Source organism: Rhodoferax sp. (assembly GCF_018063565.1).
GTDB lineage: Bacteria > Pseudomonadota > Gammaproteobacteria > Burkholderiales > Burkholderiaceae_C > Rhodoferax.
In genome coordinates, this window is record NZ_JAGPBB010000034.1 from 17,941 (window position 1) to 38,662 (window position 20,722).

The 20,722-nt window shown below is 61.0% G+C and carries 22 protein-coding genes; 12 read left to right on the forward strand and 10 right to left on the reverse strand.

Going from position 1 to position 20,722, the window contains the following annotated elements; all coding sequences use genetic code 11:
* Positions 1 to 19: 19 nt before the first annotated feature.
* The 8 genes from KBF66_RS09840 to KBF66_RS09875 all read left to right on the forward strand — a co-directional run bounded on the left by KBF66_RS09840 (position 20) and on the right by KBF66_RS09875 (position 8,471).
* Positions 20 to 847, forward strand: a complete 828-nt coding sequence (locus KBF66_RS09840; protein ID WP_296655830.1) for an ABC transporter permease subunit — start codon at positions 20 to 22, stop codon at positions 845 to 847.
* A complete protein-coding gene (locus tag KBF66_RS09845; RefSeq protein ID WP_296655833.1) occupies positions 844 to 1,389 on the forward strand; it encodes a TlpA disulfide reductase family protein in 546 nt (181 codons plus the stop codon). Before KBF66_RS09840 ends, KBF66_RS09845 begins: the two co-directional genes overlap by 4 nt.
* Before the next feature lie 5 nt (positions 1,390 to 1,394).
* Positions 1,395 to 2,132 (forward strand): class I SAM-dependent methyltransferase, encoded by a 738-nt coding sequence (locus tag KBF66_RS09850; RefSeq protein ID WP_296655836.1) that lies wholly within the window; start codon positions 1,395 to 1,397, stop codon positions 2,130 to 2,132.
* Positions 2,122 to 3,042 carry a 1,4-dihydroxy-2-naphthoate polyprenyltransferase gene (locus tag KBF66_RS09855; protein ID WP_296655837.1) on the forward strand — a complete coding sequence of 307 codons (921 nt, stop codon included), beginning with the start codon at positions 2,122 to 2,124 and terminating at the stop codon, positions 3,040 to 3,042. Before KBF66_RS09850 ends, KBF66_RS09855 begins: the two co-directional genes overlap by 11 nt.
* Before the next feature lie 8 nt (positions 3,043 to 3,050).
* Positions 3,051 to 3,920, forward strand: coding sequence for a bile acid:sodium symporter family protein (locus KBF66_RS09860; RefSeq protein WP_296655840.1), 870 nt, complete (start codon positions 3,051 to 3,053; stop codon positions 3,918 to 3,920).
* Positions 3,921 to 3,935: 15 nt separating this feature from the next.
* Positions 3,936 to 4,319 carry a hypothetical protein gene (locus KBF66_RS09865; protein WP_296655843.1) on the forward strand — a complete coding sequence of 128 codons (384 nt, stop codon included), beginning with the start codon at positions 3,936 to 3,938 and terminating at the stop codon, positions 4,317 to 4,319.
* Positions 4,316 to 4,960: an SCO family protein gene (locus tag KBF66_RS09870; protein WP_296655845.1), complete on the forward strand. Its 645-nt coding sequence runs from the start codon at positions 4,316 to 4,318 to the stop codon at positions 4,958 to 4,960. The genes KBF66_RS09865 and KBF66_RS09870 overlap by 4 nt, the downstream gene beginning before the upstream one ends.
* Positions 4,961 to 5,198: 238 nt before the next feature.
* The gene (locus tag KBF66_RS09875; RefSeq protein WP_296655847.1) at positions 5,199 to 8,471 is read left to right on the forward strand and encodes a PAS domain S-box protein; all 3,273 of its coding nucleotides are present in this window, start codon (positions 5,199 to 5,201) and stop codon (positions 8,469 to 8,471) included.
* 216 nt (positions 8,472 to 8,687) lie between these two features.
* Here the strand turns inward: KBF66_RS09875 and KBF66_RS09880 are convergent, their stop codons facing one another.
* Both KBF66_RS09880 and KBF66_RS09885 read right to left on the reverse strand, forming a co-directional pair.
* A complete protein-coding gene (locus KBF66_RS09880) occupies positions 8,688 to 9,266 on the reverse strand; it encodes a hypothetical protein (protein WP_296655849.1) in 579 nt (192 codons plus the stop codon).
* Between the two features lie 49 nt (positions 9,267 to 9,315).
* A complete protein-coding gene (locus KBF66_RS09885) occupies positions 9,316 to 9,840 on the reverse strand; it encodes a DUF3828 domain-containing protein (RefSeq protein WP_296655851.1) in 525 nt (174 codons plus the stop codon).
* A 35-nt stretch (positions 9,841 to 9,875) separates the two neighbouring features.
* On the opposite strand from KBF66_RS09885, the gene KBF66_RS09890 reads away from it, so the two are divergent.
* From KBF66_RS09890 to KBF66_RS09900, 3 genes are all read left to right on the forward strand, one after another.
* A complete protein-coding gene (locus KBF66_RS09890; protein WP_365732538.1) occupies positions 9,876 to 10,022 on the forward strand; it encodes a hypothetical protein in 147 nt (48 codons plus the stop codon).
* A gap of 144 nt (positions 10,023 to 10,166) precedes the next feature.
* Positions 10,167 to 10,880, forward strand: coding sequence for a YafY family protein (locus KBF66_RS09895; protein WP_296655854.1), 714 nt, complete (start codon positions 10,167 to 10,169; stop codon positions 10,878 to 10,880).
* Positions 10,881 to 10,952: 72 nt separating this feature from the next.
* The gene (locus KBF66_RS09900) at positions 10,953 to 11,594 is read left to right on the forward strand and encodes a hypothetical protein (RefSeq protein WP_296655855.1); all 642 of its coding nucleotides are present in this window, start codon (positions 10,953 to 10,955) and stop codon (positions 11,592 to 11,594) included.
* A gap of 160 nt (positions 11,595 to 11,754) precedes the next feature.
* Here KBF66_RS09900 and KBF66_RS09905 read toward each other — a convergent pair whose 3' ends face one another.
* From KBF66_RS09905 to KBF66_RS09935, 7 genes are all read right to left on the reverse strand, one after another.
* Positions 11,755 to 13,512 carry an ABC transporter transmembrane domain-containing protein gene (locus KBF66_RS09905; protein ID WP_296655858.1) on the reverse strand — a complete coding sequence of 586 codons (1,758 nt, stop codon included), beginning with the start codon at positions 13,510 to 13,512 and terminating at the stop codon, positions 11,755 to 11,757.
* Positions 13,502 to 15,253 (reverse strand): ABC transporter transmembrane domain-containing protein, encoded by a 1,752-nt coding sequence (locus tag KBF66_RS09910; protein WP_296655860.1) that lies wholly within the window; start codon positions 15,251 to 15,253, stop codon positions 13,502 to 13,504. Before KBF66_RS09910 ends, KBF66_RS09905 begins: the two co-directional genes overlap by 11 nt.
* A gap of 101 nt (positions 15,254 to 15,354) precedes the next feature.
* Entirely contained in the window at positions 15,355 to 15,606 is a 252-nt protein-coding gene (locus KBF66_RS09915) for a hypothetical protein (RefSeq protein ID WP_296655862.1), read from the reverse strand.
* A gap of 270 nt (positions 15,607 to 15,876) precedes the next feature.
* Positions 15,877 to 16,479 (reverse strand): LysE/ArgO family amino acid transporter, encoded by a 603-nt coding sequence (locus KBF66_RS09920; protein WP_296655864.1) that lies wholly within the window; start codon positions 16,477 to 16,479, stop codon positions 15,877 to 15,879.
* A gap of 32 nt (positions 16,480 to 16,511) precedes the next feature.
* On the reverse strand, positions 16,512 to 17,204 hold the full coding sequence (locus tag KBF66_RS09925) for a nucleotide-binding protein (RefSeq protein WP_296655866.1): 693 nt from the start codon (positions 17,202 to 17,204) through the stop codon (positions 16,512 to 16,514).
* A gap of 39 nt (positions 17,205 to 17,243) precedes the next feature.
* Positions 17,244 to 17,717, reverse strand: coding sequence for a CinA family protein (locus KBF66_RS09930; RefSeq protein WP_296655868.1), 474 nt, complete (start codon positions 17,715 to 17,717; stop codon positions 17,244 to 17,246).
* Between the two features lie 29 nt (positions 17,718 to 17,746).
* Positions 17,747 to 18,325 carry a phosphatidylglycerophosphatase A gene (locus KBF66_RS09935; protein WP_296655870.1) on the reverse strand — a complete coding sequence of 193 codons (579 nt, stop codon included), beginning with the start codon at positions 18,323 to 18,325 and terminating at the stop codon, positions 17,747 to 17,749.
* Between the two features lie 73 nt (positions 18,326 to 18,398).
* Here KBF66_RS09935 and KBF66_RS09940 point away from each other — a divergent pair, with 73 nt between their 5' ends.
* Entirely contained in the window at positions 18,399 to 19,130 is a 732-nt protein-coding gene (locus KBF66_RS09940) for a zf-TFIIB domain-containing protein (RefSeq protein WP_296655873.1), read from the forward strand.
* A gap of 63 nt (positions 19,131 to 19,193) precedes the next feature.
* On the opposite strand, the gene KBF66_RS09945 is transcribed toward KBF66_RS09940, so the two are convergent.
* Complete coding sequence (locus KBF66_RS09945) at positions 19,194 to 20,711, reverse strand: methyl-accepting chemotaxis protein (RefSeq protein ID WP_296655886.1); 1,518 nt, start codon at positions 20,709 to 20,711, stop codon at positions 19,194 to 19,196.
* Positions 20,712 to 20,722: the final 11 nt, after the last annotated feature.

Genomic DNA, 20,722 nt, shown 5'->3' on the forward strand with positions numbered 1-20,722 from the left:
CCCTGATTGAATCCAACTTATGAAACAACTCTGGTTAACTGCCAAACTCGACATCATTGAATCGCTGCGCGCGCGCTGGTTCCTGATCTATACGCTAGTTTTTGGCGGCATTGTGGCGCTACTGTTTTTGTTTGGTCTGACCGAGTCGCGCGTGCTGGGCTTTATTGGCCTGTCGCGCCTGCTGGTCACCTACATCCAGCTCACCATGGCGATTCTGCCGATTTTTGTACTCATTACCACCGTGCGCTCGGTGGCGGGCGACCGCGAGGCGGGTGTGTACGAATACCTGCTCTCCTTGCCGGTGTCGCTCGTGGCATGGTTCTGGGGCAAGATTCTGGGGCGTTATCTGGTGATATTTTTGCCGGTGTTTGGTGCCATGCTGCTGGCAGTCCTCATTGCGCTGGTGCGCGGCATTGAGGTGCCGTGGGGCATCTTCAGCTACTACACCGCGTTGCTGGCGGTGATGGCGGCGTGTTTTCTGGGCATCGGCATGCTGATCTCGGCCATGGCGCGCAGCACCGATATGGCGCAAGGGGCGGCATTTCTGGTGTGGCTGACGTTTTTGCTGTTCCTCGATTTGATCCTGTTGGGCCTGATGATTCAGGGCAAGGTCGAACCCAACCTGGTGGTCACACTGGCGCTGGCCAACCCGCTGCAGGTGTTTCGCACTGCGGCGCTGGCGTTGTTTGACCCGCAGCTGATCGTGCTGGGGCCGTCGGCCTATGTGATTCTGGATTTGTTTGGCGTGTTGGGCTACAAGGTGTTTGCGCTGGTGTACCCGCTGGCGCTTGGGTTGGTGTCAGCCACACTGGGCTTTGTGCTGTTTCGCCGGGGTGATTTGCCGTGACGACGCGCTTTTGCCTGGGGTTGCTGGCCTGTTTTCTTGCCTGGACCAGCAGCGGCGTTGGTGCACAACCGGTTGGCACTTCTGTCACTACATCTTCAGTAGCTGTCAGCGCACAACCCATAAGCGCTAGAGCCTTATTTTCCATAAATCTATTTGATCTGGACAACCAACCCGCGTCGCTGGCAAACCGCCAGGGTCAACCCATGGTGGTGAATTTTTGGGCGCGCTGGTGCCCACCGTGCCGGGTTGAAATCCCCGAGCTGGTGGCGTTGCAATCACGCAAAACCGGCGTGGTAGTGATCGGCCTCAACATCGAAACCGACCCGGCTCCAGTGCGTGACTTTGCCTATGCCTACGACATCAACTACCCTGTGTTGTTGACCCGCACCGCGGGTCTGGACCTGATGCGCGCTTTAGGCAACAGCAAGGCTGGCCTGCCCTTTACCGTGGTGCTGAACCGTCAGGGCGACATCGTTGCGAGTCACACTGGTGTGGTGACCAAAGCCCAACTCGATGCCGCCGTGGCATTGGCACTGCGCTGAACACCATGGCAGGCGACCACGATCTTGACCACAGCTTTGGCAGCATGGCTGTCAGTGCCGAGGAGCGCCGTGCGCGCATTCGCCAGGTGTTTGACGCCGTGGCGCCACGCTATGACCTGATGAACGACCTGATGAGCTTTGGTATCCACCGGCTGTGGAAGCGCACGCTGGCGCGCCGGGTGGCGGGTTTCACTGGCCAGGTGGTGGATCTGGCGGGTGGCACCGGCGATGTGGCGCGCCTGCTGCTGGCACCGGGTCGCCGTGTGACGGTATGCGACCCTAGCCTGGCCATGATGCACGCCGGACAACAGCGCGCGGGCAGTGCGCAACTGCAATGGCTGGTGGGAGAGGCCGAGCACCTGCCGCTAGGCGACGCCAGTGTCGACTTGCTCACGATCTCGTTCGGGCTGCGCAACACCACCCACATCGCATCTGCATTGAGCGAAATCCACCGCGTGCTCAAACCCGGCGGACGCTTTGTGTGTCTGGAGTTCTCACGCCCGGCAGCCTGGCTGGCCCCGTTGTACGACCTGTATTCGCGCTGGGTCATCCCGCGCCTGGGCGCGGCGGTGGCGGGTGAGCCGCAGGCTTACCAGTACCTGATCGAATCGATTCGACTGTTTCCTGACCAGCAGGGTTTTGCCACGTTGATGGATCATGCGGGCCTGGCCGAGGTGACCTGGGAAAACCTGTCGTTTGGCATTGCCTGCCTGCATTTTGGTGTTCGTCCCCGTGAATACTGATCTGCCAACCGCCAATGGCTCCGGCACCACCCAGTTGCCCATGCTACGTGTGTGGTGGACTGCCATCCGCTCGCGCACCCTGAGCCTGGCGGTCACGCCCGTGCTGGTGGGCACGGCACTGGCCTATGACGACGGCATGGCGCTGCACATGGCGGCCTTCCTTGCGGCCATGACCTGCGCTGTACTGATCCAGATTGGCACCAACCTGCACAACGATGTGCGGGACTTTGAGCGCGGCAACGACCGCGCCGACCGCGTCGGACCCTTGCGCGTGACCGCCGCGGGCTGGGTTAGTCCGCGCACCATGCACCGGGCCACGACCTGGACTTTCGGGCTGGCGGCGGGGCTGGGGATGTATCTCGTGGCTCTGGGCGGTTGGCCAATTTTGCTGGCGGGCATCGCGTCGTTGCTGGCGGGTTGGGCCTATTCGGGCGGCCCACGACCGGTATCGCACACCCCCCTGGGCGAAGCCTTTGTTCTGGTGTTCTTTGGCTGGGTGGCGGTGCTGGGCAGCTACTGGCTGCAAAGTGGTCAGCTCTCGCTCAATGCCTGGCTTTGCGGCACGGTACTTGGCCTGCCCGCTGCAGCGGTGCTGCTGGTCAATAACTACCGTGACCTGGAAGACGACTTGCGCAGCGGCCGCCAGACGCTGGTGGCCGTAATTGGCCGCGCTGAGGCACGGACGATTTTTGCCAGTATGGTGCTGTTGCCCTTTGCGCTGCTTCTGCTGGTGGCCGGACGCGGCCAGATGGGGGTCTTGCTGGCACTGTTGGCGTTGCCGTATGGCATTCAGCTGACCCGACACCTGCGGCACAACACCAGTGCTGAGTCGCTCAACGCGCTGCTGGCCGCCACCGCACGCATCAGCCTGCTGTTGGGTGTGCTGTTGTCAATCGGAGTACTGCTGTGACAGGGTCCATGATCAGTCCATTGTTACCACTGATGCTGGCGCTGATCATGCTTTACCTGGGCCTGACGCTGCAGCTGGCAGATTTCCGACGGGTGATGCAACGCCCAGTGGCGCTGGCCGTCGGTCTGACCGGTCAGCTGCTGCTGGTACCGGCACTGGGATGGGTGCTAACCCAGTTGTTGCCGCTGGAGCCCGCCACCGCAGTTGGACTGATGATTCTGGTGGCCTGCCCTGGGGGCGTGAGCTCGGGCCTGCTGACCCATTTGGCCCGGGGTGATGTGGCACTGTCCATTTCACTCACCGCCGTCAGCAGCATTGCGGCCATGTTTGCGCTGCCCTTGATCGTCAACCTGACGATGTCGATATGGATGGCCCACAACGCGCCGGTCGACCTGGATCTGACCCAGATGGTGCGCAGTATCTTCATGCTGACCACGCTGCCGGTGCTGCTGGGTATGGGTCTGCGGGCGTGGCGCCCGAGCCTGGTGCTGCGCCTTTTACCCACGATGAGTCACCTGGCGAGCGCCATGTTCGTGCTGATCGTGGTGGCCACCTTCTGGGAGCAACGGCAGGTGCTGCTGGAACAATTGCCCGTGATTGGCCCTGCCTGCGTGCTGCTCAACGCCACGATCCTGTCGGCTGCTTGGCTGCTGGGTGCGACATTTTCCCTATCGGGTCGCGAACGCGTGGCGGTGGTGACTGAATGCGGATTGCAGAATTCGGCGCTGGGGATTTTTGTGGCCTTGCAGCTCCTGCAGTCGCCAGAGATGAGCGTCCCCAGTATTGTTTACGCCCTGTTGATGAATGGCGGGGCGCTGGTTTTTGTTTTCTTGATCCGTTCCCACATAAGGCTGCGACGGCTGGAACCCCATCTTTAGCAGCAACACCTTCACATGAATCCTCCTCCAAGTCACTTCTTCGGCGTCTTTGCACTGTGTTTGGCATCGTGCTGGTGTCAACCGGCATTGGCCCAACTGGAAACCGGGCTTCAAGCCGTCACCGAGTTGGCCCAGGTCAACGGACAAGCCATGGCTTGCCAGGAAATGGGCGTTGCCGCACGCGCCAAAGCACTGATGCTGCGCCACGCACCCAAAACGGCACGTTTTGGCAATGCTTTTGACGAAGGAACCCACGCCGCGTTTCTGGCCCAAACCCGCGCCAAGGTCGACTGCCCCGACGAGGCAACGCTGCGCATGCAGCTCACTGCGCTGGCGCTGCGACTGCAAGACAGCCTGCCAGCCGACGCAAGCATCCAACCAAGCCCGAGAAAACCATGAACACCCATCCATTCATTCCGTGCCATCTTTGGCCCACTGTGGCGATCTGCGGGCTGCTGACTGGCGTCTGCCAGGCCCAAACACCCGTCACCGAAACGGCCGCAATGCCTGTGGCGAACGTCAGTCAGGCTGTCAAAGTTGCGCGTGAGTCGCCCCGTTACCTGCTGATGGGCACCCACGGCCGCGCGGTCAGGTCGGAAGATTTTCGCGAGCGCTTTCAGCTGATTGCGTTCGGTTTTGTCTCTTGCCCCGACGTTTGCCCCACCACCATGCTTGAGATGCAGCAGGTGCTGGCCGCGTTGGGAGAGCGAGCGCAGCGCTTGCAGCCGATATTCATCACCATCGACCCACAGCGCGATACGCCGGAGGTGCTCAAGGCCTACACCGGCAACTTTGACAAGCGCATCCTTGGCCTGTCGGGCAGCGCCGAGTTGGTTCAATTTGCGGCCCGTAGTTTCAAGGTGGAATACCGCAAAGTCCAGGAGCCAGGAGCGCCACCCGGCGTCTACACCATGGACCACACAGCGGGCATGTTCTTGCTCGGACCCGATGGGCAATTGTTGAAGAAGTTTGGCTACAGCACGCCGGTCAAAGAGGTGGTGACCAGCATTGAACAATGGATGCAGGCCGAAGTCAGGTAGCTGACACCGTCAGCCGGGCTGGAACACTGTGGCATCGGTCACCGGCTTGGCCGGGGGCGGATGCGATAGCAGGCATGGCTCTGGCTGCACAGCCAGCAAAGTGCGGCTGACTTTTGTCGTCGCGTCCATGTTTGGGAGTAGGATGGCAACCTACATACACCGGACACAACAATGGTGATGCCTTGCGCAAACTGAATAGACAGCGGCGCCAAGTTGGCATCTCACTGGATGTAACGCCATGACCAGCACGGACAACGCTTCAAACCTGCGCGCCGCCGCCGATGCGCAGCTTGCAGCCACCCCTGAGACCGCACCGAGGCAGCCGGCACTGGAGGTGTCCCACGACCGTTACCGCGAGCTCTACGAATTCGCCCCGACAGGCTATCTGACGCTCTCGCTCGAAGGCGCCATCGAGGAAATCAACCTGACCGGCGCCAAACTGCTGGGCCGGGAACGCGGAGCCTTGCTGCACCATCGCTTCGCGGCCTGTGTGGCACCCACCGATCGGGACACCTGGCTGCAACAACTTCTCAGTGTCAAGCAGCACGAAGCACCACTGCGCACCGAATTGGCTCTGCAGCGCGGCGATGGTTCGGTGTTTCAGGCGCAGCTTGACTGCGCGACGTCAAAAGCCAGCACTGGCGGGATGACGATACTGGTTTCCTTCACCGACGTCGGTGAGCACCCGCGGGCGGACAGAGACCTTTTGAGTATGGCCGAGCGTTATCGTCTGGCAAACAAGGCGACCAACAATGTCATATGGGACTGGGATGTGATCGAGGATACCCAGTGCTGGAACGAAGCAGGCTCAGCGGTCTTCGGATGGACCGAGATTGTTGAACACCCGGTGAGCGCGCACTGGTGGGTTGAGCGGGTGCATCCGGATGACCGCCACAGGGTGCATGCCTCGTTCTTTCAGTGCGTGAACAATCCTGAGCTTGATGTCTGGCGTGACGAGTACAGATTCCTGAAAGCCGACGGAGCCTACGCGGCGGTGATGGATCGCGGCTACGTGCTGCGCGATGAATGCGGCAAGGCCGTTCGGATGATCGGTGCCATGCAGGACATCACGGAGCGCAAAGCCAACGAAGCCCGGCTGCGCCTGCAGGCGCTGGTGCTGGATCAGATTCAGGACCATGTCACGATCACCGACCTCGATGGCGTGATGACTTACGTCAATCAGGCTGAAATGCGCGCGCTCGGGTCGGCGCGCGAGTTCGTCGTTGGTCAGCATGTTCGTGTTTATGGTGATGGTTCCGATGCCGACGCCCGCCAGGATGAAATCGTTGCAGCAACGCGGATGCACGGCACCTGGCGAGGTCGGGTCGCCAACTTCCGGCCAGACGGCTCCCGCATCGATGTTGACTTGCGCACCACGCTGATCCGTAACGAGAACGACGAGCCAGTTGCCATGGTCGGCATCGGAAGCGATATCACGGCCCGACTGAAGGCGGAAAAGGCCCTGGAACGCCTCGAAGAGCGTTATCGGCTGGCGTTTCACAACAGCCCGGATGCCGTGAACATCAACCGACTGAGTGATGGGATGTACATCGACGTGAATCAGGGCTTCTGTGACATCACCGGCTACCAGGCCGGTGACGTCGTGGGAAGAACCTCGCTGGAACTCAACATCTGGGCCGACCCTGCCGACAGGCAGCATCTGGTTGACGAACTGCGCCAAAGCGGCCAGTGCCGCAGTTTTGAAGCCCGTTTCAAGAAAAAGAACGGTGACGTGATTTGGGGCACGATGTCGGCCACGGTGATGGAACTTGACGGTGTTGCCTGCATTCTTTCGATTTCTCGAGACATTACCGAGGTCCGGGCGGCACGGGAGGTTCTGGAACGTCACCAGGAGCATCTTGAAAAGCTGGTGCAACAGCGCACTGCCGCCATGCACGACGCACAAATCAAGTACCGCACCGTCGCCGACTTTGCCTACAACTGGGAAACCTGGGTCGACGATGCCGGGCAATGGTTGTATTGCTCGCCAGCCTGCGAGCGTGTCACGGGTTATCGCGCCGAGGAATTTCTGGCGCGTCCGGCCCTGTATGTTGACATCGCCCACCAGGAAGACCGCGCCAGGCTACAGTCCCATTTGGGCGACGGCGCGTGCATTGGCTTTGAGGATATCGAGTTCCGCATTCATCACAAGAATGGCGAATTGCGCTGGATCGAACACATTTGCCATCCTGTGCAGGATGCGGCGGGCAAGTCGCTCGGGCGGCGAGTCTCCAACCGTGACATCACCGAACGCAAGCGCAATGATGAGTCGTTGCGACAGGCGCGTGACCTGGCCGACGCCGCCAACCGTGCCAAGAGCACCTTCCTGGCCAACATGAGCCATGAAATCCGCACGCCAATGAACGCCATCATGGGGTTTACCCATATGCTGCAGCGCAAGATCAGCGAGCCGGAACACCAGATAACGCTGGGCAAAATCGCGGCCTCAGCCGATCACCTGCTCGGTGTCATCAATGACGTTCTCGATATCTCCAAGATCGAAGCCGACAAGCTGGTGTTGAACACGAGCCACTTTAGGCTCGATACGATGCTTGAGCAGGTGGAGTCAATGGTGATTGACCGCGCCCATGAAAAGGGGCTGAAACTGGTCGTCGCGGCCCCACCCCAACTTGGCGTTGTCAATGGCGAAGCCACCCGCCTCAGCCAGGCGCTGATCAACTACCTCGGCAACGCCATCAAATTCACCGAGCACGGCAGCATCACCCTGCGCACCACCATCAGCGAGGTGAGCGCGGTTGACGTTCTGTTGCGCTTTGAAGTGGCTGACACTGGCATCGGCATCGCCGCTGAACACCTGCCACGCATGTTTCAGGCGTTTGAGCAAGCGGATGGCTCAACGACGCGCCGCTTTGGCGGCACCGGCCTGGGCCTGGCCATCACCCGCCGCCTGGCCAGACTGATGGGCGGCGATGCCGGGGTGCAAAGCACGCCCGGCGTTGGCAGCACCTTCTGGATAACCGCCCGTCTGGGGCGCGTCGACACCGAAACCAAAGACGTTGCCATCCCGGCGCTGCCGCAGCATTTGACCGACGGACCGGGCGCAGCGTCAACAGCGCCGCCGGTGCCCAACGCGGCACCGACTCTTGGCGAGTCCGGCGAAGCGTTGCGGCGCGATTTCGCCAATATCCGACTGCTACTGGTCGAGGATGATCCGTTCAGCCAGGAAGTGGCGCTGATCATGCTGGACGACTTAGGCTGGACGCTGGAGGTGGCCGAAAACGGTCGCGAGGCGGTCGATCTGGTGAGCGCCAATGCCTACGACCTGATCCTGATGGACATGCAGATGCCCATCATGGGCGGCATCGAGGCCAGCAAAATCATCCGGGAGTTACCACAAGGCCAGGCCGTGCCCATTCTGGCGATGACGGGTAACGCGTTCGATGAAGACCGTCAAGCCTGCCTGACTGCCGGCATGAACGATTTCATCATCAAGCCGGTGTTGCCGGAAAAGCTGTACGCGATGCTGCTCAAGTGGCTGAAACGACCCTGAACCAGTGGCCGCAGAGAGCATATTCAACGCCACCACAACCGAAAAAAAGGATGACGGGGCTGGTACTGACGCTTAAGTTTCATTGAGGTCAGTTGCTTGCCCATGGATATGGCTACGCAACCAAGGTGATGAAAAAACAAGTCGCCACACGAAAACGCCACATCAGTTTGACACTCAGGTAACCCAGTGCCGAACCGCTCAAAGCGAACAGTGGCTCTATTCTGTATCGTCAAACCGCTCGATCTCTGCAGCCACAGAATGTAGTAACCTGAAGTGACCGTTCTCGAAGAGGTAGTAGAAACTTCCCCACACATCAGCGCCCGCAACTTTGGCTATGCCGCGGCCTTTGACTGTTTCACGCATGCCGTTCAACACCAAGAGTTTGCTATCCGGTCTGAAATCGACGAATTTCTTGTCCTCGTAACCGATACAGGTGCTGTTGCACCCGACGACCATGGACGGCAGCCAGTGGACTTTCCCCGACCCCGGATCGATGACTGCCCCATCCGCGCACCCAGAGCCACATCCCCACATCACCAGGATGTAATCGCCAGCGAAATTGGGCTTGTTCGAAGCGCCTTGCGTCAGCATCGTGCGGAACTTGCGTTCTGCTGGCGATGCAAGGCGTACCGCTGCGTTGGTTCCATTGAACGTCCGGGTTACCGGATAATCCCGAAACTCCGGCGCTGCCCTGAGTTTGGTGACCGAAGTGCCAGCGCTGGTCGCCGTCTGAGCAGATCCATTGATCAGCCAACCCGCCAACACCAATCCCGATACGGCTGCCCATAAGCTCATCGTTGTTCCCTTCCGTCACATTGGAATACTGGCGATTACAGGGGCTTCATCACTCGCAGGGCGAAGAAAGAATCTGGCGAAGTGACCTGCCTTTGCTATAGCTAATGTCGAAGATTCGCCACTCCTTGCCGGACTTTCGCAAGCGATATTGAACTTCTTGTCGAGTTTCCGAAAGCTTGGGGAAGAGCTGAAACGTCACCAGATAAGTGACAGCATCCCGTTGGCCGACGTTTTGAAAGGTCGGCGATGAAATTCCTTGATCATCGAAGTCTTGTCCATCAAGGATGGGATCAAAGTCCAGCAACCCTACGCCCCAGCCCGGTGCCTGGCAATCGCGATCACGGCGATACAGGCGATACAGAGATTGTTCGAAGAACTTCTCCAAGGCTGCTCCCTTCATGACATCCTGTTGCCGCCACGGTTGATGCTCGGCGTATAGCCGCTTGAGCAGATCAACCGCTTGTTCAGCACTGCAGATCAGGGGCCATATAGCCAACAAAAGGCCACCCACTATTTGGGTGCACGACCGAATACGCATTGACACCTCTTCCTCGACCATCGGTTGGCGGATCATAGCCCGACATTCTGTGCCAACTGGAGGGCGCCGAAGTGCGCGATTATCCGGCCTACGCCGTGGCCGAGGTGGTGGTGCCCGGTCCTGCGACCGAGGCGGGCAACCAGGCTTTCCCGAGCCTGGCCGGCTACATCTTTATGCGGCGCAACAAAATCTGGCTGCACCTGGTCGCGAAGCCCTGAGGCACCGGCTTCACCCACCAGCCGGGCCAAGACGCGCAGGTTTGAGCCCTTTCGGTCAACCTTGATTTGCTTGAATATTGAGAGCTCACAGCGCAGATATGATAAGGGCTACAGTACTAAAACGCTCTCAACATTTCCATCCGAATGCGACGCGCCGACCGCCTGTTTCAAATTGTGCAGCTCATTCGCGGGCGGCGCCTGAGCACAGCCGCCTATCTGGCACAACGCCTGGAAGTCTCCGAGCGCACGGTGTACCGTGACATTGCCGACCTGCAACATCAGGGTGTGCCGATTGAGGGTGAGGCCGGCGTGGGCTACCGGCTCGGGCAGGGGTTTGATTTGCCGCCGCTGATGTTTTCTGAAGATGAGGCGCGGGCGCTGGTGGCCTCAGTGCGCATGGCGCAGGTGTGGCAAGACCCGGTGCTGGCGCAGGCCTCACTGGTGGCCCTGGGCAAAATACTCTCGGTGTTACCTGCCACTGCACGCGCTGCCGCCCAAAGCATGACGATTTACGCGCCACCCAGCGGACTGGGCCCGGCAGTGCAAGCCACCCTGCAAACCCTGCGGGAAGCCGCACAAGAGCACCGCAAGATTCAAATGACGTATCGCGATGCCAGCGAGCAGACGACGCAACGCACGGTGCGCCCGCTGGGCTGCTTTTACTGGGGCAAGGTCTGGACGCTGGCGGCCTGGTGCGAAAGCCGCAACGAATTTCGCAGCTTTCGGCTGGATCGTATGGTGCAGGTGCAGCGACAGGGCGACAAAGCCGGACAGTTCAAGGACGAGCCTGGCAAGACGTTGGCCGACTATTTGCGCGCTGCAGCTCCTGCTGGGGCCAGAAGTCAGCTGGACGGTTAAACGGCGCGGCTGCGCTGTTCCTGGCGTATACTTTTTCTGGCCAGCACCATTGAACAGGGCAGCTCACGCACCATGAAACACCTTGCACATTCATTTGCACGCCCCATGCGACGAATCGGTGGGTTGCTATGCATGTGGATGTTCGCCATGTTGACGGCTTGCAGCACGGTCCCCCAGAAGCCCGCCACCAGTGCACAAGCTCCTGCGGGTCACGGAACCGTGCTGGTCAGGGTCACCGCCAACAGCCTCAAGAAAATGTTCTCTTTCAGCCTCGAGGCTCGGCCCTCGGGGTCAAAGGGAGCCCAGCAAGGCATCTTCTTTGCCGGGTGGGGAATGCAGAGTGAAGGCTATTGGACAGTGGTGGAAGACCATCTTGACAAGGGACAACTGGTTGCACTTCAGATACCGGCTGGCTCATACGAGTTCTACCGATTTCATGCGCAGACGGCGACCATTGCAGGAACCAAGAGCATCACGCCCAATCCTTATTTCTCAGTTCCTTTCAACGTCTCACCTGGCGAGACGGTCTACCTCGGCGAGGTTTATTTCCAATTCAACGATCGGTCCAGACCCCATCTCCGAACCGACCTGGGCGACACGTTCTTCGCCATCAGTATCCGGGACAACCGGGCCAAAGACCTGAAAGAGGCTACCGGCAAGATCGCCGGTCTCGACAAATCTGCCGTCGTCATCCGACTTCTGAAGCAGCCTTGAATGGCGGGTGGTGCCGCGCCAGTCCTTTCTCGCGTGCCGCCCACAAGACCTTCGTCAAGCCTTCCAGCTTGACGGTAGGTCGGATATTTTCGAAGCGACAGCGGACATCAGGGGACGTGAGTGCGTAGCGCCACCAGATCGGTATCAACTGGTTACGTGGCTAACTTTCCAATTGCTGCAACAGGTACAAGCGTTGGTATACCCCTTGCGCAATCGCCATCAGGTCCTCATGGCGCCCCTGCTCGTGGATGCGGCCGTGGTTCAGTACCACGATGCAGTCGGCACCCCGGATGGTGGAAAGGCGGTGGGCAATGGCAATCACCGTCACCCGGCCATGCAGCTCCGACAAGGCCAGTTGCACGATCTGCTCGGTCTCGCTGTCAATGTGGGCGGTGGCCTCGTCCAGAAACAGGATGCGTGGTTTGCCGGCCAGGGCCCTGGCAATGGCGATGAGCTGCTTTTGCCCGACGGACAGACGCGCGCCGCCTTCGCCCAGCAGGGTGTCGTAGCCTTGCTCCAGTTGCATGATGAAGTCGTGGCAGTGCGCGGCGCGTGCCGCCACCTGCAGGTCGCCCTCGGCGATCGTGCGGCCCATGGCAATGTTCTCACGCACGCTCGCCGCCAATAAAAACGGGTCTTGCGGCACCAGGCCCACATCCAGCCGGAAATGCGCGTCACTGAAGTGCGCCAGAGGGATGCCGTCGACGCTGATGTCTCCGGCTTGCGCCTGGTAAAAACGCAGCAACAGGCTGAGCAAGGTGGATTTACCGCTGCCGGTGTGCCCGACCAGGCCATAAAAACCACCGGCGGGAATCTCCAGGCTCAGGTTGTGCAGCACCACGGTGTCCGGGTTGTAGCCAAAAGTGAGATTCGTGATGCGCACCGCACCATGAGAAATTCGCTCTGGCCCAGTCACCACCGGCGGGCGTTGTTCTTGCAGTAGCGCATCGACTCGGGCGGCCGCGACAACAGCCTGTTGCAGTTGCCCAAACTGCAAGGTAATCTGGATCAACGGGTCCACCACGCGGCCCAGGTAACTCACAAAGGCGTACAGCACGCCAATCTGCAGCCCATCGATGGCCTTTTGCCCAAAACTGTCGATGACGGCAACCAGCAGCAGTACATTGATCAGGTCAAGCATGGGTCGCAGCAGCCAGGCATTGACCCGCATTTCGGCGATTCGGGATTCGAGGTGCTGCTGGTTGGTGCGGTCGAATTTCTCGCGAAAACGCGCTTGTGCATTGCTGGCCTGCAGCACCGGCATGCCGGCAATCGACTCTGACATCTGGGCGTTGATGTCGCTGCGCAGCTGCCGCGCGCGTGACACGGCAGGCGCGCTCCAGCGCTGGTAGAACCAGACGATCACCACCACCGCCGGCACCAGGGTGAGCACGATCAGCATCAGGCGCCAGTCCAGCCAGGCCATGGCGGCAAACGCACCGAGCACCACAATGCTGCTGTCGAGCATGACAAACAACACCTGCACATAGAGGTTCTTCACCTGTTCGGTGTCATTGGTGACCCGGCTGACCAACTGGCCGGTAATGGCCTTGTCAAAGAAAGCCATCGGCAAACGCAGCACATGGCCATAAACCTCTTCGCGCAAACGCCGCACCGAGCGCATGGCCACACCCGCCAGACGCGTCAATTGTGTGTAGCGGATGACGCTGGCAATGGCCCCCGTCAGCAGGATGCCGCCCAGCAGCCAGACCACTTCCGACAGGTCAAAGCGGCGTGGCACCAGCGTGTGGTCAATGAAATACTTGCCCAGCAAGGGGCCAGCCGCCTCAAGTAGTGCCGCCACCACCAGCCAGGCACCGCCCCGCCAGACGTGGTGCTGCTCGGATCGCGCCGCGTGCAGCAGCAAGCTTATCGCCTGGCGCGTGTTGCGTGTTGGGGGTGAGGTTTCAGTCGGCATCCAGACTCGCTTGCAATTGTTGGTAGCGCCATTGGGCTGCGTACCAGCCGCCCAGCGCCACCAGGCTGGCATGGTTGCCCTGCTCGACGATCCGCCCGTCCTTGAGCACCAGAATGTGCTGAGCATCCATCACGGCGCTCAGGCGGTGGCTGACGATGATCGTGGTCTTGTTGTGGCGACTTTGGCGCAGTTCCAGCAGATGCTGCAGGATGCTGGTCTCGGTCTGGGTGTCCACCGCGGACAAGGCATCGTCGAGCAGCAACAGCGATGCGTCGGCCAGCAGCGCACGCGCAATCGCCACACGCTGGCGCTGCCCGCCCGAGAGCGAAATGCCCTTCTCGCCGACCGGTGTGTCGTAGCCCTGCGGCATGCGGGCGATGTCGTCGTCGATGCAGGCCAGGCGCGCGGCGTTCTCGATCTCGGCGCGCGTGGCATCAAACCGGGCCAGACTCATGTTCTCGGCCACCGACGCTGAAAACAGAAACGGCTCCTGCGGCACCCAGCTCAGGGACTGGTGCAAGCTGTTCAGCGTGTAATCCGCCAGCGCATGGGCTCCCCAGCTGATGTGGCCTTCGGTGGGAGCGTACTGGCGCAGGATCAAACGCACCAGGCTGGATTTGCCCGCACCGGTGGCACCGACCACCCCCAGTGTGTGCCCGGCCACCACCTGCAGATCGATGCCTGACAAGGCCAGCGCCTGATGGCCCGGATACGAGAACGAGACATCCTTGAACGCCAGTGCACCTGCAGGCGCCTGGGTTTGCATGCCGTGGTCGTCGATCGACAGGGGTGCGGCCAGCGTCGGTTCCAGGCGCCCCCAGGCTGCGCGCCCGCGCTCCATCAAGGACAGCACCCAGCCGGCGGCAAACATCGGCCAGATCAGTTGCCCCAGGTACATGCTGAACGCCGTCAACGCACCAATCGTCAGCGTCTCCTGCCACACCAGCACACCGCCCAGCCCCAGGGTGAGCACCATGGCCACCACCAGCGCAATGCCCACCGCGGGCTCAAAGGCGGCTTCCCAGCGTTGCGCCCGCAGGCTGGCACTGGCGGCGTTTTCGGCCAACTCGGACAAGCGGGCGGCGCTGCGTTGCTCCAGCCCCAGCGCGCGCAAGGTGCGCACACCGGTGAGTGTCTCCTGCACATGGTCATTGAGCTTGCCAAAACACTCCAGTGAGTCTTTGGAAGCTTCGTGAATGTGCGAGGAAATGCGCCAGAACGCCATGCCCATCAGCGGAAAAGGCAGCAGCGCCACCGCGGCCAGCCGCCAGTCAATGCCCAGTGTCATCATGGCCACCACCAGGATCAGGGTCAGCGTGCCGTCAAACCCGGCCAGCATGGCTTCGCCCGAAGCCATTTCCACCGCGTCGATGTCGTTGGTGGCCATCGCCATCAGGTCGCCGGTGCCGCGCTGGTCAAAAAAGTGGGGGCCTTGCAGGCACAGGCGTGCGTACAGGCGTGTGCGCAGTTGCGCACCCAGCCGGTAGCTGGCCGCAAACAGCTGCAGCCGCCAGGCCACGCGCAAAAAGTAGATCAGTACCCCGGCCAAAACCAGCCAGCCCAATTGCGCCAGCAGCGCCACGCGGTCGAGCTGCCCGGCCGCCAGCGCATCGACGATATGGCCGACCTGACGCGGAATGTAAACCGTGAGCGCGCTCACGGAAGCCAGCATCAGCGCCGCCAACGAATAGGGGCGCCAGTTCTGGCGCACGTAGCGCGCGATCAGGCCAGTCAGGGTCATGGGGCTGCGCCATCATCGCGCAAAAAAGGTAGAAAAGGTCGAATTCTAGGGCTGGCGTCTGCGCGCAGGGCCGCATGACCGCCATGGGAGCACTGGCGACCTTAGTGCCGTGTGCCTGTATGGGCCTGCAGCAGTGCCGCGCAGTCCTTAAGCGCGGCCGAGGGTGTGCCATCCACCAGATCAAACAGCTGGCGCGCATAGCTGGGGTCGGTGTGCAGTCGGGTGGTGTCAATCCACCAGCCCTGACCCGCCATCAGCCACTTGAAATCGACCTCTTCGAGCAGCACGTCACGCTCATCAGCCACAGGTGCGGCTGACGTGCGCTGCGGTTGGTGTGGGCAAAAGGCTTGCATGACATGTTCCTTACCGAGTTTTGATCCTCTTGGTGGCACAGTGTGCGCTCCTGGCAGGCTGTGATCGCTGGAAAAAGCAGGGTCAGGGTATGCCAGTTTGGGCATTCAGGGCTTGCCCAAATCTGCGCAAAGACATGCGGTTGGGCAAATTCGTGCACGATCTGTGACCAGCCTTCGATTCTGTGTTTGGCGGAATCGCCGCCAGGTGAATACCGCCGGAGGTGCGCGCGCATCGATGGGGTCGATGGCGCAACACCAAAGGCCACGGCATCAGTGCAGCAACAGGGTCAGCGCCATGCTGAGCATGGTCAGCGCAATCAGACTGTCAAGCACGCGCCAGGCCAGGGTCGTTTGAAACAGCGGTGCCAAATAGCGCGCGCCAAACCCCAGCGCCGAGAACCACAGCACACTGCCCAGAGCAGCACCTGCGCCAAAAACCCAGCGTCCGGGGTCGGGCCGCTGGTTGGCAATCGAACCCAACAACACGACGGTGTCGAGGTAGACATGCGGGTTCAAAAAGGTGAAACCAAAACAGGCGGCCAGCGCAGCGCCCAGCGACACCGTCGTCATTTCTGCGGCTTGCCAGTGTGCACCCACCCAGGCGCGACGTGCCGCCAGCACACCATAGGTACCCAAAAACGCGGCACCACCATAGCGGGTGAGCTGCAGCAAGGTGTCGTTGCCGCGAATCAGCATACCGGCCCCACCAATGCCTGCCGCAATCAGCAGCGCGTCAGACAGGGCGCAAAACGCCACGATGGGCAGCACATGCAGGCGCAATATACCGTTGCGCAACACAAAGGCGTTTTGTGAGCCAATCGCCACAATCAGCGCCAGGCCAGTGGCCAGGCCGCTCCAGAAGTCAGCCAGCATGGCCGACCGGCACCACCTGACGACCCCGCGCCCTAGCGCTGCAAACTGGCATCTTCAATCAGAACCGGGTAGACGTAGCCAGCCCCAAAGTCTTTGTTGATGCGTACGACACCCGCTACCGTCAGTACCTCGCCCAGGCGTGCTTCGGTGGTGCTGGTCACCAGGATGTCATGGCTCTTGTCGGCGGCCTTGCCACTGCCGTCCTGCAGGTGGATCCAGTTCTTGCCCATGATGCCTGCGTTGTACTTGACCACCTTGCCACTCAGGCGCACCGGTTTGTCCTTCAGCTTGGCAGCGCCGGTCACCAGTTCTGCCACAGTGAATGCATTGGCACCACTGGCTTTGGCGACTTTGATCGGTTCGGCCGGGTCCATCTTGCCCGCGCCGCCATGCGGGCTGTTGCTGGCGGACGGCATCACACTGCTGCCGGCCAGGCTGCCGAAATAAATGACCGGAAACGTCTTCTTGAGCGTCTTGCTCTCGAAGTTTTGCATCATGTTGACGTTTTCCAGCGTCACCGTACTGCCTTTCTTGACCGCCGCCCGGTTGACTGCGGCCCAGCTTTCACCCTGCGCAGTCTTGATGCGCAGGTAGGTGTAGATCTCGACATCCTGGCTTTCCAGCACCACGCCGGTCAGGGTGCTGGATGCGGTCGAGGTGGCTGCACAGGTCAGGGTACTGGCAAGCAGCAGGCTGAGCAGAAGCAAGGGCAATTTTTTCTTCATGGTTGGGTTCTTTGTTGGAATGGGGCAAGCATAGCCGCATCAGCCGAGGATTTCGAGCAAACGGCTCAGTCCATGGTGCACCGCCGCCTGGCGGACCTGGGCGCGGTCGCCGACAAAGTGGCAGACCTCGGTGGTGATTGGCTGTGAACCCGAGGCAAAACCAAAGCAGACCGTACCGACCACCTTGTCAGGGGTTGCGCCGGAGGGACCGGCAATGCCGGTAACGGCGACGGCCACCTGGGCCAACGAATGCGTCAGGGCGCCGGCCGCCATGGCGCCGGCCACCTGCTCACTGACCGCACCATACTGTGCAATCAAGGCCGGGTCAACGCCCAGCATTTCGGTCTTGGCGGCGTTGGAATAAGTGACAAAACCGCGCTCAAACCATTGGCTGGAGCCACTCAGGTCGGTGCATGCAGCAGCCATCATGCCGCCGGTGCAGCTTTCAGCGGTGGCCAGCATCCAGCCTCTTTTTATCAATAAATCAGCTGCTAGCGCAGTAGGGTATTGCATCGATAGCTATCAATATGAGTAAGCTGAAGTTACCCGGCCCGCCAGGCGGCAATCACCAGCAGCGCGCAAAAGGCGGCCACCAGATCGTCGAGCATGATGCCCCAGCCCGCTTTGGACCAGGCGTAGCGGTCGCCGACGGGGTCAACCCCATGAAACAATTGGTCCGCCCACGCCACCGGGCCGGGTTTGACCGCATCAAAAAAACGGAACAGGGCGAACGCCAGCAATTGCCCCCAGAACCCGCTCGGGCTGATCAGCCACAGCACCAGCCAGAATGCCACCACCTCGTCCCACACAATGCTGCCGGGGTCCATCACACGCATATGGCGCGCGGTGACGCTACATGCCCACCACCCGGCCAGCAGGCTGACGCCAATCAGGATACCCCATGCGGCGTCGCTAAGCCGCTGCTGCAAAACGGCAAAGACGCCCCAGGCCCACAAGGTGCCCATGGTTCCGGGTGCCACGGGGCTGAGTCCTGCACCAAAGCTCAGTGCCAACACGTGCGCCGGGTGTCCCATCATGAAGTGGGCGCTCGGACGCACCGGTGCGCTTGCCGCGCGCTCGCGATAGGCGATGTCCAGAACGTCTGGTGGCTGATGGCTCATGCACAGATTTGACCATAGGCGCGCACGGGCAGTCTTGATAGGATGTCGGCCTCAACCTCACGCCGACCAGCCCATGTCCCACCTGCCCAAGTGTCCCTCCTGCCATGCCGCCATGACACCGCATCGCCTGGCCAGTGTTGCCGGTGGCCAGGTTGAGATTGACCTGTGTTTTGCCTGCCGGGGCATCTGGTTTGACCCGCTGGAGAACCTCAAACTCACGCCGGCCGCAGTGGTGACCCTGTTCAGGTTGTTGCATGAGCACCGTCACGATGCCGTGTCGCCGCTGGCACATCAGCTGGCCTGTCCGCGTTGCAAGAAAACCTTGAGCCAGGGTTTTGATCTGGTGAAAAGTGGCCGTTACATCACCTATCGCTGCGCACAGCGTCATGGACGATTCAGCACTTTCGCATCGTTCATGATCGAGAAGGGATTTGTGCGCCAGCTCAAGGCCCAAGAGATAGACGACATGGCGCAGCGTCTGGGGGTCATCAACTGCGGCAGTTGTGGTGCGCCGGTGGACCTGCGCAAAGATCACGCCTGCACCCATTGCCGCTCAGCCCTGTCGCTGCTGGATCCGCAGGCGGTGGAGCAGGCGCTACAGGGTTACGCTGCGGCGTCGCACCCGTCCGGGCTAATCAACCTGCCAAATCTGGCCGATGCCCTGGTGATGGTCGAGCGTGACCGGGTACAGGCTGAGCGTGAGGCCAAGGCCCAGCGCGGCCGTCTGTTCACCCGGGTTGAACGACAGAACAACGCCGACTTGTGGGCTGCCGGGCTGGCATTGGTGTGGCAGATACTGAACTGAGGCCTGCCCAACAGCCATGACCGGGTGCTGCGGCAGGCTGGCGCACGGCACTGGTCAGGGGTGTCACAGTTTGAACACGGCCACGGTTTGCACCAGCTCCTGTGCCAGTGACCTCAGGCTGCTCGCCGCAGCTGCCATTTGCTCGACCAGTGCGGCGTTTTGTTGCGTCACCTGGTCCATCTGCACCACCGCGTCACCCACCTGGGCCACCCCGATACTCTGCTCGCGACTGGAAGAGCTGATCTCGGCCACGATGCCCGTCAACTGCCCGATGCTGCTGACCACCTCACTCATGGTGTTGCCGGCCTGATCGACCAGCGCCGTACCGGTTGAAACTCGGTCCACGCTGGTCTGGATCAGCGACTTGATTTCTTTCGCTGCGGCAGCGCTGCGCCCGGCCAGGCTGCGGACCTCACTGGCGACCACGGCAAAACCACGCCCCTGCTCGCCCGCGCGGGCCGCTTCCACGGCCGCATTGAGCGCCAGGATATTGGTCTGGAAGGCGATGCCGTCGATCACCTGGATGATGTCGCTGATGCGACGGGATGCCTCGTTGATGCCGCGCATCGTATCCACCACATCCGCCACCACTTGCCCACCGCGCTCAGCCACACCGCTGGCACTGACCGCCATCTGGCTGGCCTTGGTGGCACTGTCGGCGTTGAGTCCGACGGTGGTGCTGAGCTGGGTCATCGATGCGGCGGTTTGTTCCAGCGCACTGGCCTGGCTTTCGGTGCGCGCGGACAGGTCGTTGTTGCCTTGGGCAATCTCGGCACTGGCGGTGGACACCGCCTCGGCACCTTGTCGAACCTGACGCACGATGTCAGCAAACTTGTCACGCATGTCCATGATACCGTGCAGCAGACTGCTGTTATCACCGGGCGCAAGATGTATGTCCACGGCAAGATCACCTTCAGCGATGCGACGCGTGATACCTGTGGCATAAGCAGGTTCAGCGCCCAACTGGCGCAGGATGCTGCGTGAAATGACCACACCGATCCCGAGCATGATCAGGCCCAGTAAAAGCGCACCACCGGCCAGCGCCAGAGTCCGCGCCCAGACAGTGGCATCCACTGTATCGACATAAACACCCGAGCCGATCACCCAGCCCCAGGGAGCAAATCCTTTCACATATGAGACCTTTTGCACCGGCATATCCTGCCCGGGTTTGGGCCAGAGATAGGGTACAAAACCGGCCCCACCGGCTTGCACTTGTTTGACAAAATCGTTGAAGATGAACTGCCCTGTCGGGCTTTTGAAGCTGGAGAGATCCTGCCCATCGAGTTCTGGACGCGCGGCGTGCATCACCATTTTGGGCTGCATGTCGTTGATCCAGAAATACTCAACACCGCTGTAGCGCATGGCGCGCACGGTTTCACTGGCGGTACGTTGCGCGTCTGAGCGGCTGAGTTTGCCCTGGGTTTCCTGTGCGTGATAATGTGCCAGCACACCGTGAGCCGCCTCCACCACCTGGCGCACATTGGCCTGTCGTTCGTCCATGATCAGCGTGCGCTCCGACCAGAGAAGGGCACCTGCCAGCACGGCGATACCCAACACCACACTACCGACCAGCATCGACAAGCGGCCGGTGA

Excerpts from the sequence above, each read along its gene's own strand:
- KBF66_RS09840 (WP_296655830.1), top strand. The coding sequence starts at position 20 with ATGAAACAACTCTGGTTAACTGCCAAACTCGACATCATTGAATCGCTG.
- KBF66_RS09850 (WP_296655836.1), top strand. The coding sequence starts at position 1,395 with ATGGCAGGCGACCACGATCTTGACCACAGCTTTGGCAGCATGGCTGTC.
- KBF66_RS09860 (WP_296655840.1), top strand. The coding sequence starts at position 3,051 with ATGATCAGTCCATTGTTACCACTGATGCTGGCGCTGATCATGCTTTAC.
- KBF66_RS09865 (WP_296655843.1), top strand. The coding sequence starts at position 3,936 with ATGAATCCTCCTCCAAGTCACTTCTTCGGCGTCTTTGCACTGTGTTTG.
- KBF66_RS09870 (WP_296655845.1), top strand. The coding sequence starts at position 4,316 with ATGAACACCCATCCATTCATTCCGTGCCATCTTTGGCCCACTGTGGCG.
- KBF66_RS09875 (WP_296655847.1), top strand. The coding sequence starts at position 5,199 with ATGACCAGCACGGACAACGCTTCAAACCTGCGCGCCGCCGCCGATGCG.
- KBF66_RS09880 (WP_296655849.1), bottom strand. The coding sequence starts at position 9,266 with ATGAGCTTATGGGCAGCCGTATCGGGATTGGTGTTGGCGGGTTGGCTG.
- KBF66_RS09885 (WP_296655851.1), bottom strand. The coding sequence starts at position 9,840 with ATGATCCGCCAACCGATGGTCGAGGAAGAGGTGTCAATGCGTATTCGG.
- KBF66_RS09895 (WP_296655854.1), top strand. The coding sequence starts at position 10,167 with ATGCGACGCGCCGACCGCCTGTTTCAAATTGTGCAGCTCATTCGCGGG.
- KBF66_RS09900 (WP_296655855.1), top strand. The coding sequence starts at position 10,953 with ATGAAACACCTTGCACATTCATTTGCACGCCCCATGCGACGAATCGGT.
- KBF66_RS09905 (WP_296655858.1), bottom strand. The coding sequence starts at position 13,512 with ATGCCGACTGAAACCTCACCCCCAACACGCAACACGCGCCAGGCGATA.
- KBF66_RS09910 (WP_296655860.1), bottom strand. The coding sequence starts at position 15,253 with ATGACCCTGACTGGCCTGATCGCGCGCTACGTGCGCCAGAACTGGCGC.
- KBF66_RS09915 (WP_296655862.1), bottom strand. The coding sequence starts at position 15,606 with ATGCAAGCCTTTTGCCCACACCAACCGCAGCGCACGTCAGCCGCACCT.
- KBF66_RS09920 (WP_296655864.1), bottom strand. The coding sequence starts at position 16,479 with ATGCTGGCTGACTTCTGGAGCGGCCTGGCCACTGGCCTGGCGCTGATT.
- KBF66_RS09925 (WP_296655866.1), bottom strand. The coding sequence starts at position 17,204 with ATGAAGAAAAAATTGCCCTTGCTTCTGCTCAGCCTGCTGCTTGCCAGT.
- KBF66_RS09930 (WP_296655868.1), bottom strand. The coding sequence starts at position 17,717 with ATGCAATACCCTACTGCGCTAGCAGCTGATTTATTGATAAAAAGAGGC.
- KBF66_RS09935 (WP_296655870.1), bottom strand. The coding sequence starts at position 18,325 with ATGAGCCATCAGCCACCAGACGTTCTGGACATCGCCTATCGCGAGCGC.
- KBF66_RS09940 (WP_296655873.1), top strand. The coding sequence starts at position 18,399 with ATGTCCCACCTGCCCAAGTGTCCCTCCTGCCATGCCGCCATGACACCG.